Genomic DNA, 17,372 nt, shown 5'->3' on the forward strand with positions numbered 1-17,372 from the left:
ATCAAAAATAAACGTATGATGAGAAAATTCAAAGGCGACCGCCTATCGAGAGTTTTTCCAGAGTTGCAGCGAAAACCTCACAATCAATTTAAACGAGAATTACAAATTCTACGCAACCTGGTTTCCCAGAAGCAAAAACTTAAAAGATCACAGCATTTATGAATTACATCTTGCACCTAAATGCCTTTTTCAAAAAGGCCAATGCCGATCCACGAATGAAAGCTTATCACATCAGTTTGTACATGGGCATTTTCCAGTTATGGAATGCAACGCATTTCCGGACCTCTTTTTACGTAAGCCGGCAGGAATTGATGGAACTGGCGAAAATAGGATCAACCACTACCTATCACCAATACCTGAAGGATCTGGACGCCTGGAATTACATCCAGTATTTCCCCTCCAAGGATATCTCCTCTGGCAGTCGCATTCGTTGCATCACATTTGCTACAAGCAGTCGCACAAGCAAAGCTACAAGCGATGATACAAATGCTGATACAAACAATGTTCTACAACTAGTACCTTCTAATAAACATATAGAAACTTTAGAAAACAGTACAAAAAGTATTTCAATAAAAAACATCAAAAAGTTTTTCGAGGAGAATGGTTCCACCAGCAGGCAGGCGAAGAAATTCATCGACTACTACGAAGCGCGGGATTGGATGATTGAAAATGAGACTGTCAGCAATTGGGAAGTACCAGCACGAAGCTGGATCGCCAAGGAGGAGGAATTCAGGAAGAGCCGATTGGGGAAATCAGAACCTGCCACGAAAAAAACTTCAATCATTGATTTAACTCCTAAAAATAAACGATATGACGAACCTTTGTAACACCAATCCTCAAACAGAACAGTCTAGCCAACAACCATTTAAAGTGCCCTCAGGTAAACCGGAATCTAATGCACGATACCTGGATTTTGATGAAGTTATCGAAAATATAAACCAAAATGGTTCTGATCTTTTTCGGAAACGCTATAAGGTGGATAAGAAGGATTACAATCCGGTTTACAAACTAGTGGTTTACCATTACCGTGATCAGCAGCATGCAGAAGAATTAGGAATAGATTTACGAAAGGGTTTGCTAACGGTGGGACCAGTGGGTTGTGGCAAAACCTCATTGATGCAGATTTTGCAGCACATGAAAATTATTGACAAACCCTATCAGATCGTTTCGGTACGCGACGTATGCATGAAGTTTACTGAAAAGGGATTTTCTGTAATACGGGAATATGGTGCAACCGCGCAAAAGCAAGCTCCCATTTTCTGTTTTGATGATCTCGGATGTGAACCCAATACCCGCTTCTTTGGAGCCCAAACCAATGTGATGAAGGAGATCTTGTTATCGCGCTACGATCTGTTTATGCAAAAAGGAGTTCCGACCCATGTAACCACTAATCTTTCAGCATCGGAATTAGAAAGCATGTATGGCAGTCGGGTCAGGTCGCGGTTGAGGGAGATGTTCAACCAGATCGTCTTCCCGGCAGATTCCTATGACAAAAGAAGGTTGTAGCAGCGCCGCAGAAAACTTTATCCGATAATTACCTTATTTCTAACAATGCACAATGAATACAATAACTTCCAATTACTTAAAACCCTTCATCAAACTCCACACACGTCTAAACAATACGATCAACAACCTCTATTACATGGCCTTTAGCGTGGGGCTGCAGTGGGAGTGGCAGGAACTTAAAAGCGAGATCAAAAACCGGGGTTGGTTACCATTAGATATGGCTCATCTAAAGGTAATAGAACATCCAGCAGTGCCGGGAATCATCCAAATGATAGAAATTCTGGAGGAAGCCAGGGAAAAGCTTGCTGAAAATAATAGGGTCAGCAAGGAAGAGGCGAAAATTTCCGTCGAAGTTGGTCCCATTCAGGACGGATGGTTATCAGAAGATTACAGCGAGGAAGAAAATATCGACATGTGGCAACAAAACCTGTTCGTTGATCTGCTTTCGATCTTTGAAGCCTGCTGGTTTATGGAGCATGATTGCAGCCCTTCCATGTCTGTTTACGACCAGTTTGGCAAGATGTATTTCGAGGGTTCTATTGAAATAAGCTCTGAAAATGAAATAGTGCAGCCGTTAATAGCAGCACTAAATGAAGTTTTAAAGGTGAATAAAAAGTCGGTATTAGCGGTAGTGGAATAGAATTAATTGAAAGGTAAAAATATTTCGATATGTGACGAAGATCATTGTTGATTATGCTGCTAATGTTGAGATTTAATTTATTCAATAAACCTGAACATATATGCTTCCAAACGCAAGCAACTATTATAAACTAATTATTCAGATCCTTAGTTACGTTAGCGATTCACTTTTTAAAACTCTTGTTATCAATTCTGATAACGCTCTCGCCCTACATCCCGTCTATACAAGGGTTCCGGAGAGATTTCGTGTGGTAGGTGGAACCCTTGTATTGAATTCTTTTTCTGTTAGCGGGAATTATTATGAAGTATTACTATAAACCTTAATATTCAAACAATGGAGCCAAACACCGAGGATTACCGAATGCAACTAGTGACAATTTACCATCGCCTCTTTTCAATGATGGTAAACCTTTATCGTGCAGGGTATCAAATTGCCATAAAATACGAATGGAAGGATTTGAAACATGATGACGGAACCCCAATGAAGCATTCTTATAGAATGGAATACTTGCAAACAGCGGAAAATCCGTTAGTTCAAATGGTTGTAAAAATGATTCGAATTGTTGATGAAGGTTACGCACAAGTAAGGTTTGCAAACAATCTCAGTGAGAAGGAGCTATATGGGGTAGAAACGACAGATGACGATGATTCAGACGACGAAGATTATGATGAAGAACTGGAAGTTCAGAATGAATTGGAATTACCAGAAGACGAGGAGTTGAACAAGGAGCCAAAACCTGAATGTATTTCAGAACCTAACTATTTAACGGTAGCTTGTAAGGTCATTCCCACTTTATTTATCGACATCGTATATCTATCGGGTAAACCGCTGGACCCTGAAATCATAGAAGAATTAAATAGAAATTTTTTGAATGGGAATCTCACTCTTAAGTCGGAAGATTTTAACGTACATTTTTTAATTGATATAGTAAATCGCTTAATGAAAACCGTGAGTGGTTTAATTGATGATTTCAAAGATCAATTAGATTGAGAAGTAATTGATGTGCAGTTTAAATTAAGCTTAATTTTTAGCTGCTATTGCATAAACAAATTCTCTTGCGCACTTTTATAAAGGAGTTTAGAATATCACAATTCATGGAAACATCAGAAAACCTAATCACTGTTGAAACAGAAGAAGTAGAATATCCTTTGCTGCTCGAACGATTTCAATCAACTTTTATCGACACCTTTTTTATCCTTGTGATGATGGTTGTTTTTAGCCAGGTGCTTGACTTTTTCAACAACCCGCCAGATTGGTTAAGAGTAAGTCTTTTTATTAGTATCTGGTTTTTATACGAGCCTCTGTGTACTGCTTTTGGTTGTACCATCGGTAATTATATGAAGGGAATCAGGGTTAGGAACAGGGAAGACCATACCGAACGGATCAATCTATTTCAGGCCTTTATGAGATATGTTTTTAAAATCGCACTGGGAGCTATTTCATTTTTATTTATTCTTTCAAATAATGAGAAGAGGGCATTGCACGATATGGTTTCGGGGAGTGTTGTGTTGAAGTTGCAGGGGTAAGGGAGGGGCTTGGACATTGATATATCAACAAATATTGACCAAGATGGGATTCCTGCTGGCTATTTAGATGACAAGGGTCTTTTCTATCAGCACAGTCTCAGTAGAGCTTTTTGTAATCTAGTTCAAGCAAGAGGAGCTGAGAATAAACTCACTCTTGACCTTATTTCGGAGCCTTTTATGAGGATCACGTTCTTTAACCAAAATTTCTATATTTAGCCTTCAATTACCTTATTACATCGTATGTTCGGTATAAGCTATATAAAATTCGATTCTATGACCTATGTTATCCATTACAAAAATGGAAGCATAGCAAAAGAGGGCAGGGGCTTGTCTTTTTTCTATTTCACTCCGAATAGTTCAATCGCAGCAATTCCGTTGGGAAGTAATGACCTTCCTTTTATCTTTAACGAGACCACTCACGATTACCAGAGTATCTCTATCCAGGGACAGATCACCTATAAGATCGGTAATCCTAAACAGCTGGCAGAAATGCTTGATTTTACCGTTAACGGCAGTGGAATCTATAAAAAGAATGATGCAGAGAAGCTTAATCAGCGTTTGATCAACGAAGCGCAGACTGCAACCTCCTCCTTTATCCATCAACTGGGATTAAAGGAAGCCATTCGTTCCGCAAAAATGATAGAGGAGAAAATTACGGAAGGGTTAAAGACCTCACAAGCTATTTCACTATTGGGGATTGAAATCTTAAGTGTCACTATCCTTGCCATCAAAGCTACTCCTGAAATGGCCAGGGCCTTGGAAACCGAAACGCGGGAGAAGCTTTCACAAGAAGCAGATCAGGCGGTTTATCAAAGAAGGAACTTCGCGGTTGAGCAGGAGCGCATTATCAAAGAGAGTGAGCTGAGCACAGAAATAGCTGTAGAAGAGAAACGAAAGAAGATCGATGAAAAGAAGATGGAGGCTGAGGTTCAGAAAGCCGACAATGATCGTAAACTTCGCGAGATGAGAATTCAGGCAGACATTGCGGTGGAGAACCAGCGTAAACTCCTGATAGACCAGAAAACAGAGAACGACCGGAAAGAAGCTGACGCACAAGGCTACGTGATTGAAACGACATTGAAGCCATATAAGGAAATGGATTGGAAGACCATCACTGCGCTTAATAATAATCCCGATCCTAAATTCAATATCGCACTAGCCTTCCGGCAGATGGCAGACAATGCAGATAAGATCGGAAACCTGAATATCAGTCCCGAATTGCTTGATTCTATTTTAAAAGAGAGTAGCGACAAACGATGAGTTATGAGTACGCCATTCTTGTAAAAAATAAAACCCGCCTGGAAGTACTTATAGAAAGATTTAATACCAAGGCACAGGCGGAGTTTTACATTGAGCGGTCGGGAGGGAACTTTAAAGAATATGAGATCGAGCATGACCGCTTTCAGGAATCGCTATCGTTTATTCAGAGGAAACTCTCGAAGGTAATAAAGAACAAGATCGTAGACCGTTCTTTCCTGCCGTCGTTTCTGTTTAATGAAACCCACCTGCTTATTGTAGTTGGGCAAGATGGACTGGTCGCGAATACTGCAAAGTACGTTAACGGAATTCCGATGATAGCTGTGAATCCCGATACAGATCGTTACGACGGCCTGCTATTACCTTTTCAGCCTAATAACTTTATCAATGCTGTAGAGAAGGTGATCAAAAATGATTTCAAGGCCAGAGAGGTTAGGATGGCAGAGGCAAATTTAAGCGACGGACAGCGGCTTCTTGCTTTTAATGACCTTTTTATTGGAGCATCATCTCATGTTTCCGCCCGTTATAAAATTACATATCGGGATGTTACAGAGAATCACTCATCGTCCGGCATCATCGTGTCTACACAAGCAGGATCAACTGGCTGGCTGAGTTCTATTTTCAATATGACTTTCGGCATGCAGCAGTTTATTCAAAAAAGCGATTCCAAAAAGAAGATCGCCAAGCTAAAGGAGCATCAATTAATGTTCGTGATCCGGGAGCCGTTTGAAAGTAAGAAAACGCAGGCGGGGCTTACAGCCGGTATAGTTACAGAGCAGAATAAACTCATTATCGAATCTTTTATGCCTACTAATGGGGTGATCTTCTCTGATGGGGTGGAAACTGATTTTTTGAGTTTTAATTCTGGGGCGATTGCTACTATTGGGGTGGCGAAGGAGACGGCGAGGTTGGTGGTTTGAATTTGTTTTATTTATGTTCACAAGATATTTCATACCTAAGCTTATACTGGTTAGTTTTCTAAGCTGTTGTGCTGATAGACCAACAAGCGGAATAAGCAACAATTTAAAAGAAAACTATTCTGTTATTGGTGGTGCCAGGGAAGCTGTTGATAGTAATTTCAATGATTTTATTGAGAAATTTAGCAGCGATACGGCCTTTCAAATAAGCAGAACAAGATTTCCTCTAAAAGTCAAATGGTACAACAATGAGAATGACAGGGACTCTTTGATTTACAAGGATAGATCAGCTTTTGAAATGATAGACTTTCGCAAGAAGAAGTCTGATACGAAGTATGATAAGTGGGAACAAAAAAGAATGGTAGACAAGGCCACATCTGCAAGAATAGAGATTCGTGGAATTGATAATGGTATTATGGTAGACTACCTGTTTGAGAAGATCAAAGGAGCCTGGATGCTTATTGAAATAGATGATGATTCTACATAAAGCTGCTGCTCAGGATCCACAGAGCGCTGAGGTTTTCGTAAATCGTGGTTTTTTGTATAGATTTTGAGTTGCCAATGGGAGAGAAGTATAATGAGTTCATAGCGGAACTGATTAGCCAGAATGAGAGGAATTGAAGTTTCTGTCTGGAATAATATATATCGCTGCAAACCTGTTATCAATTTAACCTACAGAAGGTTTACAATTTACATTTTTAATAAGATGAAATCGGGAAACGGTTGGGGGACACAGAGAAAGACAAAAGATCTATTTCAGAGATGCTTAAATTCTGGCCTGAATTGACAGAAAAATCAGAATAAACACAGCTAATTTGATGTATGGGACTTGATAGCGTAGAACTGGTAATGGAATGGGAGGATTTTTTCAAACTAAAAATACCGGATCTGGAAGCAGCAAAAATGGCAACCATTGCGGACGCGGTAACTTACATTTCCTCTCAAGTGGAATTTGTGGAACGCGGTGTTGATATAAAAGCTACAATGTTAAGCGACCTTGAAGGTATTTTCTCTCTCAAGAGTCATGTTTCGCTAGAAGAATTTTTACGGACTGGTGTTCCACCTGATGAAAAAGCGCTTTGGAAGAAAATGTCAGGCTTGTCCGGTTATGAATTACCAATACCTACCAATTCCCATCGCGTTGAAAAATGGTATGATAAGCTGTTGCCGAAAAAAGCTCCTTATGAGCCGGTAACGATAAACCGGTACATTGACCTAGTTTGTGCTGTTAATTATAATGCATTGATCCAAGGTTCCATTCAAAATCAGTATGAGGTAATGATAGCAGTTATGGGCATTACCATCGAAAAAAACGGACTGGATCCATTTGAAGTGTATTGGGACAGCTCTTTTACTAACGATTTGGGTATTGATTAATAGCCAGGCTTACAATTTCACTTCCTTTGACCCCATGTAGTGCTGTTAATTCTAATTTGTAACTCATTATTAAATCCGGATGTGCGATCATCTAATTGAACTGGAAAAAGATCTAAAAGATCGAGGAATTATTGAAACCTACTGGGGCAGGGCATGGTCAGTAGGTTGTTGGGAATGGGTCTACTTTGATTGCCAATTGGATCTTGAAAGCCTAAGACGCAAATACAAGTTTGAGAGTTTCGTAGTAGATCACAGATATGATGACAATAAATCTGGGGGACGTTCTATTTCTTCTTGCACTGTCTCGGTTTCAGGTTTGCATACTCAAAGCCGTACAAGTAACATTAATACGGTTTCAACAACTTCTGCAATTTGCGGTTCGCCTACTAAAACCACTGGCGGGCCCTGCCAGAGACCGGTTCGAATTGAGGGCAATTGTTGGCAGCATCGATAGGCAAAAGGTATTACAAGTTAAATAAAAATTTATTTTCACATATTTGAACACTTGTCTAATTTTCAAAATATTGATATAATTCTATTAATATCAAGGCTTGAATGGCGATGCATAGCTAATTCCCGCTACATTTGTAAAGATGGAAAAACTTAAAGTAAGTTCACTTGGCCCCATAAGCGAGGCTTCTATCAATTTTAATGATTTAACACTGTTTGTTGGCCCACATGCCAGCGGCAAAAGCATTCTGCTTCAACTGTTGAAATTACTCATTGATAAACAGCATATTCGAAGGACGCTCGAACAGTACGGTTTTGTTTGGGGGAATAGTCCAAAAGATGTCAATGAAAGATACTTTGGTGAAGGAATGTCTGAAATATGGAATGCAAATACTTCGATTAACTTTAATAGTAAAGCTTATACTCTCGATTTTCTGACTCCCAGAAGGAAAGAAAATATTAAAGATGCAGAAGAGAAGCTTTTCTATGTGCCGGCGCAGCGGGTAATGTGTTTTGAAAATGGCTGGCCTAAATTTTTCACCAGCTTTGAAGGATCGGTTCCATTTGTTTTGCGTGATTTTAGCGAATCATTACGGCAATACCTTGAGAACGAATTGGGGAGAAATGATGATGATATATTTCCCAAGTCGCAGCGCTTGAAAGAGCCATTGCGTAAATCATTTAACGATAGTGTGTTTCATGATGCAAAGGTGTTAATAGACAGGGGCAGCAAGAAGCAGTTGAAGTTGAATATTAGTGATAGCAACATTCCGTTTATGGCCTGGAGTGCCGGGCAAAAGGAGTTTATGCCATTGCTTCTAAGCTTTTATTGGTTATGCCCAGCTTCGAGAGCAACCACTAAGGATGGAATAAAATATGTAATTATTGAGGAGCCTGAAATGGGTTTGCATCCTCAAGCTATTAAGTCAGTTATTCTCCAGGTGCTCGACTTGATGTCAAGAGGGTATAAAGTAATTGTTTCTACTCATTCTCCTATGTTCCTGGAATTTGCCTGGGCATTTAATATCTTAAAAGATGTTAATGCTGATAAGAAAGCTCTCTATGAATTATTTGATCTTGAAAGTTCGGCACCCCTGAACCGATTGTTCAAGGATCAACTGGGGGAAAAGGGGATCAACACTTATTATTTTGACCGGGATAAGGATAAAGTATTGGTAAAGGATATATCCAGTCTTGACGCAGGAAGTGATGATCCGGCCGTGTCAGAATGGGGGGGACTTTCCTATTTCAGCTCAAAGGCAAATGATATTGTTTCTCGATTAGTTGCAGCAAATGGCTAAGAAAAATAATAGGTTTCAGATAGCTGTAGAAGCTACACCTGATATAAAAAACAGCTACATGCCGGGACTAAAGGCATTGGGAAATAACAGCAACAAAATTGAATTGGCTGCTACATGCGTGGGAAGTGTAGATATAGATAAAGCCGTAGAAAAGAAATATTCACGGTCAAATCGCTGGGATTATTGCTTCTCTTATAGAGAGCAAGTGTATTTTGTGGAGGTCCATCCTGCAAGTACAAGTGAGGTGGAAACCGTTCTGAAAAAATTGGACTGGTTAAAAAATTGGTTAAAATCGGATGCGCCAGAAGTAAATAAACTAAAAGCATCCGAGCATCCCTGGGTCTGGATCATGACCAAAGGGCAAAGCATCACCTCTGGGTCAAGGCAAGCCAGAAGATTAGCGATGAGCGGGATTAAGTTGACCTCGAAGTTGGTGCTAAAGTAAAAGGAGACATAATAGCTTGTTCCGGAAAGCAAATCCGAGCCCTATCTTTTTGTCTAGGAAATATTCTCCAACAATATTACATTTGAATTTCCTTCCTGAACTAAATGTATGATGCTGAGCACCAAGTCTGATCCTTATAACTGAAAAAAATGAATACTATCTCTATCCCGAGAGGAAAATGCCTTGGCTTTTGATTTTTTATGTCACATCCACGGGCAATGCATACCAACCTCCAACCAGACGCACAACAGAACTCCATAGCATTCATTGATACTGAAATAGATCCGAAAACTTCAAAGATACTGGATATCGGAGGTTTAAGGGCGGATGGCGGTACCTTTCATAAAGCATCGGTTCCAGAGTTCATTCAGTTCCTTAACGGAACCAGGTACGTTTGCGGGCATAACATTATCAAGCATGATATTAAGTATATAGGACGGGCACTTAATGAAGCCCAAATTTCTGACTATAGCGCCATTGATACTTTATATCTCTCACCCCTGTTATTTCCGTCCAGACCCTATCATGCCCTATTAAAGGACGATAAACTGCAGACGGAGGATGCTAATAATCCCCTGAACGATGCGATTAAAGCGAGGGACTTGTTCTATGATGAAGTAGCGGCATTTCGTCAATTAGACGATAAACTTAAACATATCTATTATTCCCTCTTGAATGACCAGAAAGAGTTTCGCTCATTTTTTTCATTCCTGGGCTATGTAAGTGAACCTATTGACACCGAAGTTCTGATCCGGCTGAAGTTTGGAAACGAAATCTGTGAGCAGGTAGACCTGAAGAAAATCATTTCAGATCATCCGGTAGCGTTATCCTACTGCTTGTCCCTTCTCAATTCTTTTATTACAAACCAGAAAACCTACTCCATCACACCTCCATGGGTATTGAAGAATTACCCAGAGGTGGAACGGATCATGTTTCGACTGCGGAATAAGCCTTGCCTGACGGGATGTTGGTACTGTGATCAGGCGCTGGACGTACATAAAGCACTGAAACGTTTTTTCGGCTATGATGCTTACAGAAGCTACGGGGGAGAGCCTTTGCAGGAGAAGGCAGTAAAAGCTGCCGTTAACAATAAGTCCATTCTGGCAGTTTTTCCCACAGGTGGAGGAAAGTCGATCACCTTTCAGGTTCCTGCCTTGATAGGCGGCGAAAGTTCCAGGGGATTAACTGTGGTTATTTCTCCGTTGCAATCCTTGATGAAGGATCAGGTGGATAATCTGGAAAGGGCCGGAATTACAGAAGCGGTAACTATCAACGGTTTGCTCGACCCGATTGAAAGGGCTAAGTCAATTGAGCGGGTTGAAGACGGCTCTGCTTGTATTCTTTACATCTCGCCCGAATCATTACGCTCAGGGACAATCGAACGATTGTTGCTCGGGAGAAAGATTGTACGATTTGTGATAGATGAAGCGCACTGCTTTTCATCCTGGGGACAGGATTTCAGGGTTGACTACCTCTATATAGGCGACTTTATCAGATCGCTTCAGGAAAAGAAGAATCTGGAGGATGGTATTCCTGTGTCCTGCTTTACAGCAACTGCCAAGCAAAAAGTGATTGAAGATATCCGTGAATATTTTAAGGAGAAGCTTTCCCTTGAACTGGAACTGTTCACATCCAAGGCTTCACGGACAAACCTTCATTATAACGTTTTTGAGAAAGACAACGAAGAAGAAAAGTATCAGGCTGTAAGAGATCTGATAGAAGAAAAGAATTGCCCCACCATCATTTATGTATCCAGAACGAGGAAGGCTTACTCACTTGCAGAACGATTAAGCAGCGACGGCTTCAACGCCCGACCTTACCACGGCAAAATGGAGGCTAAGGAAAAGACAGCCAATCAGAATGCTTTTATAGCTGGCGAAGTTCCCATTATTGTGGCTACGTCGGCCTTCGGGATGGGTGTAGACAAGAAGGATGTTGGCCTTGTGATTCACTTCGAGATTTCCGACTCGCTGGAGAACTATGTGCAGGAAGCAGGCAGGGCGGGACGTGATGAGAAGATGATGGCGGATTGTTTTGTGTTGTTCAACGAGGAAGACCTTAGCAAGCATTTCATTCTGTTGAATCAAACCAAGCTTTCCCTTAAGGAAATCCAGCAAGTTTGGAAGGCAATCAAAGACATTACCAGGCTTCGCTCTACAGTATCCAACTCGGCGTTAGAGATAGCGCGACAAGCCGGTTGGGATGATAGTGTAGCAGAAATAGAGACAAGAGTAAAAACGGCAATTGCTGCTTTGGAAGATGCAGGGTATCTAAAGCGGGGCCAGAACATGCCTCGTGTTTTTGCTAATAGTATTTTATCGAAGACCGCACAGGAAGCAATTGATAAGATCACCGCTTCGAAGCGCTTTGACGAGAAGCAAAAGGAAAAAGCAATTAGAATTATCAAGAAGCTCTTTTCCAGTAAAAGCAGGAAGCAAGCAAGTGAGGAGTCTGCCGAGTCCAGGATCGATTATATCAGCGATCACCTCGGAATCGTAAAAGAAGAAGTGATTAAAATTGTAAATCTCCTTCGTGAAGAGAAGATTTTAGCAGATGCAAAAGATCTTACTGCTTTCATCAGGAGAGGTGAAAACAAAAACAAGTCCCTGAGCATCCTTGAGGCATTCGTCAAGGTCGAAAACTTTCTGCTTCCCTATATTCATGATCAGGAAAAGGTCCTCCATATTAAAGAATTGAATGAGGAAGCAGAGGCAAAAGGCTTTGGAGAGGTAAGCACAAACAGGATAAAGACCATCCTCAATTTCTGGGCAATAAAGAATTGGATTAAGCGAAGGAACCTTGAACACCATAAAAACCATATCGCTGTACTTTCCCTTCATCCAGAGGAAACACTGAAGAAAAAGCTGGAGAAAAGGCATGAGCTTGCTACGTTCCTGGTGGGGTATCTCTATGAGAAAAGTCGCCTGGGTTTATCAGAGGAAGACAAAAACAAGGAAGAGGTTTTGGTTGAGTTCTTGGTGCATGAATTAAAGGCAGCATTCGAACGGGAGTGGAGACTTTTTGAAATGCAGGTATCGGTGGAGGAAATTGAAGATGCGCTTTTCTACCTGTCAAAAATTGAAGCCCTTAAAATTGAGGGTGGTTTTCTGGTAGTTTATAACAGTCTCACCATCGAACGACTGGAACAGGACAACAAGGTACGCTACAAGGTAGAGGATTATAAAAAGCTCAACCAGTTTTACGAAAGCAAGGTTCAGCAGATCCATATAGTGGGGGAGTACGCCAAGCAGATGATCAGCGACTACAAAAACGCGCTGCAGTTTGTGGAGGATTATTTCCAGTTAAATTATCAGGCCTTCCTTAGTAAATACTTCAAAGGCAGTCGCCAGGATGAAATCCGCCGCAATGTTACTCCCGCTAAATTCAAACAGCTTTTCGGTGAGCTTTCTCCCACTCAATTAAAGATCATCAACGATAACAATTCCAGGTACATTGTGGTAGCAGCAGGGCCTGGGAGCGGAAAAACAAGAGTGCTAGTGCACAAGCTTGCCTCATTGCTTTTAATGGAAGATGTAAAGCATGAACAATTGCTGATGCTCACCTTTTCCCGGGCGGCAGTCACCGAATTCAAGAAGCGCTTACTGAAGCTCATCGGCAATGCGGCAAATTTCATCGAGATAAAAACATTTCATTCCTACTGCTTTGATCTGTTGGGTAAGGTGGGCAGCCTGCAAAAGTCGGATGTGATCTTGAAAAAGACGATTGAGATGATCAGAAACAAAGAGGTGGAAGCAAGCCGCATTACAAAAACGGTTTTAGTGATCGATGAAGCACAGGACATGGATGAGGATGAGTTTCATCTTGTGAAGGCGCTGATGGAGCAGAATGAAGAGATGAGGGTAATTGCCGTAGGGGACGATGATCAGAACATCTATGAATTCAGAGGTGCAAGTTCCCAGTTTCTGGAACTGTTCCTCAAGAGTAAGCAGTCGGTTAAATACGAGCTTGTTGAAAATTACAGAAGTAAGAGCAATCTGGTTGAGTTCACCAATCAGTTTGTCAGCAGAATACAGCACCGTCTAAAAGAGACGCCGGTAATTGCCAAACAAAGGGACAATGGGACAATAAAAGTGGTGCAGCATCATGGCGGAAACCTAATTACACCATTGGTTCGAGACTTGGTAGCTGCCGAGTTAAAAGGCACAACCTGTGTCCTTACCAAGACCAACGAAGAGGCGTTACAAATTGCGGGACTGCTCCTTAAAAATAACATCCCTGCGAAACTAATCCAGTCGAACGATAGCTTTAGTTTATACAATCTCCTGGAAGTCCGATCCTTCCTGCAATCCTTGAACCTTGACGACGAAACTTATATTATCCCGGATGAGGACTGGGAACGTGCGAAGCGGGAGCTAGTGAACCGATACCACAAGAGCTCCAAGCTGGAAGTCTGCAAGAACATCATCAAGGATTTTGAAGCCACCAATCCGAAGAGAAAGTACAAAACAGACCTGGAGGTTTTTATCCGGGAATCGAGGCTGGAAGATTTCTTTAATGAGAAGGGAGATACGGTCTTTGTTTCAACCATTCATAAAGCGAAGGGGAAAGAGTTTGATCAGGTGTTCCTGATGCTCGAGAACTTCGACGTAGCAACTGACGCCGCAAAACGGCAGCTCTACGTTGCCATTACCCGTGCAAAGCAGAATCTTAGCATTCACCTTAATGGTCATTTCCTTGATAGCCTTACTGCGAATAATCTGGAAAGGGTAGATGATAGGGAAAGGTATTTACCACCCGTTGAACTAACCATGCAGCTCGGCTTTAAGGATATCTGGCTGGATTACTTTATTAATAGACAGCACCTTGTTTCTCATCTGACCAGTGGGGAATTGTTGACTGTAAAAGGCAATGAGTGTTTGAATTCGAAGGGGGAATGTGTTTTGAGGTTTTCTCAGAAGTTCCTGGAGCAAATTGAGGTATTGAAAGAGAAGAATTACGTTCTCAAAAGTGCCAGGGTGAATTTTATTATTTACTGGCTCAAGGAAGGAGCGGAGAAGGAGGTAAAGGTGGTTTTGCCGGAACTGGGGTTTGAGAAGGGGTAGGAAAAGTCCCAATTGGATATAATGTTTAAGATTTACTGTCTCAAACGGTCTTCTTTATGGAAGAACGGATATTGACTAATAGCTGTCATTAAAAATAAGTGCTTATTTCTAGTTTTATATTCTATGGCCTTGCGGAAGTAAGGTCATTTTTGTTTATGCCTTGTGCACGTAGTTCAGGGTTGGAATTTAAGCTATAGAAGGTGCTTCTTTTAACCTTCAGTTAATTGTAAATAAACTTTCACATGTTAGAACACTTATTTATTTTTCAAAAATTAAATCTTTAAGTATTACAGACGTTACTCCTGATATAGAAGTTGGTTAACAGCTTGTAAATAAGAAGTTTAAAAGTCTGTCGGCAATTTTGATTATTTGTACACCCATCAGGATTCGAACCTGAGACCGATGTTTTGATAATTAGATAACCTTTTACAGTTGTACCCAGAGCCGGAGTCGAACCGGTATGATGATTTAGATAAATATTAACAACGATAATACAAATATATTTTGGATTTGAATTCAAAATAGAATTATATATTACAATGAATCACGCAGTTCACAATAAACTTGTTTCCTTTATTTGGTCTATCGCCGACGATTGTTTGCGCGATGTATACGTTCGAGGTAAGTACCGCGATGTAATTCTTCCGATGGTCGTATTACGCCGCTTGGATGCATTACTAGAGCCTACCAAAGAAGCCGTAATGGAAGAATTGCGTTTCCAAAGGGAAGATGCAGGCTTTACAGAGCTGGACCCTGAAGGTTTAAGAGAGGCTTCCGGTTATGTTTTTTATAATACAAGTCCCTGGACTCTACAGCGACTTCATGATACAGCTTCCAACAACCAGCAGTTATTGGAAGCAAACTTCCGTGAATATCTGGACGGTTTCAGCGAAAACGTTAAAGAGATCATCGAAAAGTTTCACCTGAAAGCTCAGGTGAGGCACATGGCCAGTAAAGATGTGCTGCTGGATGTCTTAGAAAAATTTACTTCTCCCCGTATCAATCTAACTCCGTTTACCAAAATAGATCCTGACGGAAGGAAACTTCCGGAGCTAAGTAACCTGGGCATGGGTTACGTGTTTGAGGAGCTGATCCGCAAGTTTAACGAAGAAAACAACGAAGAAGCTGGAGAACACTTTACCCCTCGTGAGGTGATCGACTTGATGACGCATATTATCTTCGAACCCATCATGGACAACCTTCCTCCGGTAATGACCATCTATGACCCGGCTTGCGGATCCGGAGGTATGTTGACAGAATCACAGAACTTTATCAAAGATCCGGAAGGCTTAATTAAAGCAGAAGGCGCCGTAGAACTGTACGGTAAAGAGATCAACGACGAGACCTACGCCATTTGTAAGTCGGATATGATGATCAAGGGGAATAACCCTGAAAATATTAAAAATGGCTCTACGCTTTCTACAGATGAATTTGCAGGTATGAGTTTCGACTTTATGCTTTCCAATCCGCCTTACGGTAAATCATGGGCAGGAGAGGTAAGGTATATTAAGGATGGGTCAGACGTGATAGATCCCCGTTTCCAGGTGAAGCTGAAGGACTATTGGGGAATAGAGCAGGATGCCGATGCGACGCCACGTTCTTCTGACGGACAATTGCTGTTCCTAATGGAGATGGTAAACAAAATGAAGCCTTTAACGATAAGTCCCTGGGGTTCCCGAATTGCTTCGGTACATAACGGATCCAGTTTGTTTACTGGAGATGCAGGAGGTGGCGAAAGTAATATCCGTCGCTATATCATCGAGAACGATTTGCTGGAAGCGATTATCCAGCTTCCGAACAACCTTTTCTACAATACGGGTATCACCACCTATATCTGGATATTAAGCAATAACAAGGCAGACCAGCGCAAAGGCAAAGTGCAGTTGATCGATGCCGGACAAATGTATCGCAAGCTCCGTAAAAACCTTGGAGCCAAAAATTGTGAGTTCGCGCCTGAACATATTGACGAAATTGTAAGGGCCTATAAAGAGCTAGAAGCCAGAGAGCGGGCCCCTGATCAGGATTTGACGAGTAAGATCTTTGATAACAGCGACTTTGGGTATTACAAAGTAACCATAGAACGGCCTAAGCGATTAAAAGCTCAGTTTACTGCTGAACGAATAGCGGATCTCCGCTTTGACCGAAGCCTAAAAGAACCTATGCAATGGGCCTGGCAGGAATTTGGCGAGCAGGTGTACCAGGATTTGAAATCGCTGGAAAAGCCTATTAAAGAATGGTGTGAGAAGCAGGAGTTGAACCTTTCTAAGAAACAGGAAGAAGCCTTGCTAAAGCCTGCCACCTGGGAAAAACAGCAGAACCTATTGCGTGTGGCGAATTTTCTGCTGGATGCACTGGGTAACGAGGAGTATAACAACTTCAATGTGTTCTCGCAAAAGGTGGAGGAAGTACTGAAAGCACAAAAGGAAAAACTATCAGCCGGAGAAAAGAAAGCCATTCTGGATGCGGTGAGCTGGTACGATGCGGAAGCAGATAAAGTGCTGAAAGGTATTGTGAAGTTGAAGGATGATAAGCTGCAGTCTTTGATGGAACGCCTGGGATGCAGGGAGGAACAGCTACCTGAGTATGGCTATTACCCTTCCGATAAAAAAGGAGAGTACCTGGTGTACGAAACGGAAAGTGACCTCCGCGACTTTGAGAATATTCCTTTGAAAGAAAAGGTATACGACTACTTCTTACGAGAAGTGAAACCGCACGTGGAGGAAGCCTGGATCAATCTGGATGCAACAAAGATTGGTTACGAGATCAGCTTCAATAAGTACTTCTATAAACATGAACCTTTACGAAACTTGGAAGAAGTAAGTGCGGACATTCTTCAATTGGAAGAAGAGAGTGAAGGATTAATTAAGGAAATCTTAAATCTCATATAAGT

15 protein-coding genes are annotated in these 17,372 nt (G+C 41.4%); all 15 read left to right on the plus strand.

Annotation, left to right across the window (positions count from 1 at the left end):
* Nucleotides 1-158: 158 nt before the first annotated feature.
* The 15 genes from J4N25_RS00715 to J4N25_RS00785 all read left to right on the plus strand — a co-directional run bounded on the left by J4N25_RS00715 (nt 159) and on the right by J4N25_RS00785 (nt 17,370).
* The gene (locus J4N25_RS00715; protein WP_207420217.1) at nt 159-827 is read left to right on the plus strand and encodes a hypothetical protein; all 669 of its coding nucleotides are present in this window, start codon (nt 159-161) and stop codon (nt 825-827) included.
* On the plus strand, nt 811-1,506 hold the full coding sequence (locus J4N25_RS00720) for an AAA family ATPase (protein ID WP_207420218.1): 696 nt from the start codon (nt 811-813) through the stop codon (nt 1,504-1,506). The genes J4N25_RS00715 and J4N25_RS00720 overlap by 17 nt, the downstream gene beginning before the upstream one ends.
* Nucleotides 1,507-1,558: 52 nt before the next feature.
* Nucleotides 1,559-2,146 carry a hypothetical protein gene (locus tag J4N25_RS00725; RefSeq protein ID WP_207420219.1) on the plus strand — a complete coding sequence of 196 codons (588 nt, stop codon included), beginning with the start codon at nt 1,559-1,561 and terminating at the stop codon, nt 2,144-2,146.
* Between the two features lie 100 nt (nt 2,147-2,246).
* The gene (locus tag J4N25_RS00730) at nt 2,247-2,462 is read left to right on the plus strand and encodes a hypothetical protein (protein ID WP_207420220.1); all 216 of its coding nucleotides are present in this window, start codon (nt 2,247-2,249) and stop codon (nt 2,460-2,462) included.
* Nucleotides 2,463-2,479: 17 nt separating this feature from the next.
* Nucleotides 2,480-3,136 carry a hypothetical protein gene (locus tag J4N25_RS00735; RefSeq protein ID WP_207420221.1) on the plus strand — a complete coding sequence of 219 codons (657 nt, stop codon included), beginning with the start codon at nt 2,480-2,482 and terminating at the stop codon, nt 3,134-3,136.
* A gap of 104 nt (nt 3,137-3,240) precedes the next feature.
* Nucleotides 3,241-3,672 (plus strand): RDD family protein, encoded by a 432-nt coding sequence (locus J4N25_RS00740; protein WP_207420222.1) that lies wholly within the window; start codon nt 3,241-3,243, stop codon nt 3,670-3,672.
* Between the two features lie 273 nt (nt 3,673-3,945).
* Nucleotides 3,946-4,932, plus strand: coding sequence for an SPFH domain-containing protein (locus J4N25_RS00745; protein ID WP_207420223.1), 987 nt, complete (start codon nt 3,946-3,948; stop codon nt 4,930-4,932).
* Entirely contained in the window at nt 4,929-5,849 is a 921-nt protein-coding gene (locus J4N25_RS00750; protein WP_207420224.1) for an NAD(+)/NADH kinase, read from the plus strand. The genes J4N25_RS00745 and J4N25_RS00750 overlap by 4 nt, the downstream gene beginning before the upstream one ends.
* Nucleotides 5,850-5,862: 13 nt before the next feature.
* Nucleotides 5,863-6,333 carry a DUF4348 domain-containing protein gene (locus J4N25_RS00755; RefSeq protein WP_207420225.1) on the plus strand — a complete coding sequence of 157 codons (471 nt, stop codon included), beginning with the start codon at nt 5,863-5,865 and terminating at the stop codon, nt 6,331-6,333.
* Nucleotides 6,334-6,668: 335 nt separating this feature from the next.
* Nucleotides 6,669-7,223, plus strand: a complete 555-nt coding sequence (locus tag J4N25_RS00760) for an acyl carrier protein (RefSeq protein ID WP_207420226.1) — start codon at nt 6,669-6,671, stop codon at nt 7,221-7,223.
* Nucleotides 7,224-7,302: 79 nt separating this feature from the next.
* Nucleotides 7,303-7,677, plus strand: a complete 375-nt coding sequence (locus J4N25_RS00765) for a hypothetical protein (protein ID WP_207420227.1) — start codon at nt 7,303-7,305, stop codon at nt 7,675-7,677.
* 139 nt (nt 7,678-7,816) lie between these two features.
* Nucleotides 7,817-8,974, plus strand: coding sequence for an AAA family ATPase (locus tag J4N25_RS00770; protein WP_207420228.1), 1,158 nt, complete (start codon nt 7,817-7,819; stop codon nt 8,972-8,974).
* Nucleotides 8,967-9,419: a hypothetical protein gene (locus tag J4N25_RS00775; RefSeq protein ID WP_207420229.1), complete on the plus strand. Its 453-nt coding sequence runs from the start codon at nt 8,967-8,969 to the stop codon at nt 9,417-9,419. The genes J4N25_RS00770 and J4N25_RS00775 overlap by 8 nt, the downstream gene beginning before the upstream one ends.
* Before the next feature lie 200 nt (nt 9,420-9,619).
* Nucleotides 9,620-14,482, plus strand: a complete 4,863-nt coding sequence (locus J4N25_RS00780; RefSeq protein ID WP_207420230.1) for a RecQ family ATP-dependent DNA helicase — start codon at nt 9,620-9,622, stop codon at nt 14,480-14,482.
* 539 nt (nt 14,483-15,021) lie between these two features.
* A complete protein-coding gene (locus J4N25_RS00785) occupies nt 15,022-17,370 on the plus strand; it encodes a type I restriction-modification system subunit M (protein WP_207420231.1) in 2,349 nt (782 codons plus the stop codon).
* Nucleotides 17,371-17,372: the final 2 nt, after the last annotated feature.

It is taken from the genome of Desertivirga brevis (genome assembly GCF_017355835.1).

Bases quoted from the DNA above. Each gene is read 5' to 3' on its own strand.
- J4N25_RS00715 (WP_207420217.1), top strand. From the start codon at position 159: ATGAATTACATCTTGCACCTAAATGCCTTTTTCAAAAAGGCCAATGCC.
- J4N25_RS00720 (WP_207420218.1), top strand. From the start codon at position 811: ATGACGAACCTTTGTAACACCAATCCTCAAACAGAACAGTCTAGCCAA.
- J4N25_RS00725 (WP_207420219.1), top strand. From the start codon at position 1,559: ATGAATACAATAACTTCCAATTACTTAAAACCCTTCATCAAACTCCAC.
- J4N25_RS00730 (WP_207420220.1), top strand. From the start codon at position 2,247: ATGCTTCCAAACGCAAGCAACTATTATAAACTAATTATTCAGATCCTT.
- J4N25_RS00735 (WP_207420221.1), top strand. From the start codon at position 2,480: ATGGAGCCAAACACCGAGGATTACCGAATGCAACTAGTGACAATTTAC.
- J4N25_RS00740 (WP_207420222.1), top strand. From the start codon at position 3,241: ATGGAAACATCAGAAAACCTAATCACTGTTGAAACAGAAGAAGTAGAA.
- J4N25_RS00745 (WP_207420223.1), top strand. From the start codon at position 3,946: ATGACCTATGTTATCCATTACAAAAATGGAAGCATAGCAAAAGAGGGC.
- J4N25_RS00750 (WP_207420224.1), top strand. From the start codon at position 4,929: ATGAGTTATGAGTACGCCATTCTTGTAAAAAATAAAACCCGCCTGGAA.
- J4N25_RS00755 (WP_207420225.1), top strand. From the start codon at position 5,863: ATGTTCACAAGATATTTCATACCTAAGCTTATACTGGTTAGTTTTCTA.
- J4N25_RS00760 (WP_207420226.1), top strand. From the start codon at position 6,669: ATGGGACTTGATAGCGTAGAACTGGTAATGGAATGGGAGGATTTTTTC.
- J4N25_RS00765 (WP_207420227.1), top strand. From the start codon at position 7,303: ATGTGCGATCATCTAATTGAACTGGAAAAAGATCTAAAAGATCGAGGA.
- J4N25_RS00770 (WP_207420228.1), top strand. From the start codon at position 7,817: ATGGAAAAACTTAAAGTAAGTTCACTTGGCCCCATAAGCGAGGCTTCT.
- J4N25_RS00775 (WP_207420229.1), top strand. From the start codon at position 8,967: ATGGCTAAGAAAAATAATAGGTTTCAGATAGCTGTAGAAGCTACACCT.
- J4N25_RS00780 (WP_207420230.1), top strand. From the start codon at position 9,620: ATGTCACATCCACGGGCAATGCATACCAACCTCCAACCAGACGCACAA.
- J4N25_RS00785 (WP_207420231.1), top strand. From the start codon at position 15,022: ATGAATCACGCAGTTCACAATAAACTTGTTTCCTTTATTTGGTCTATC.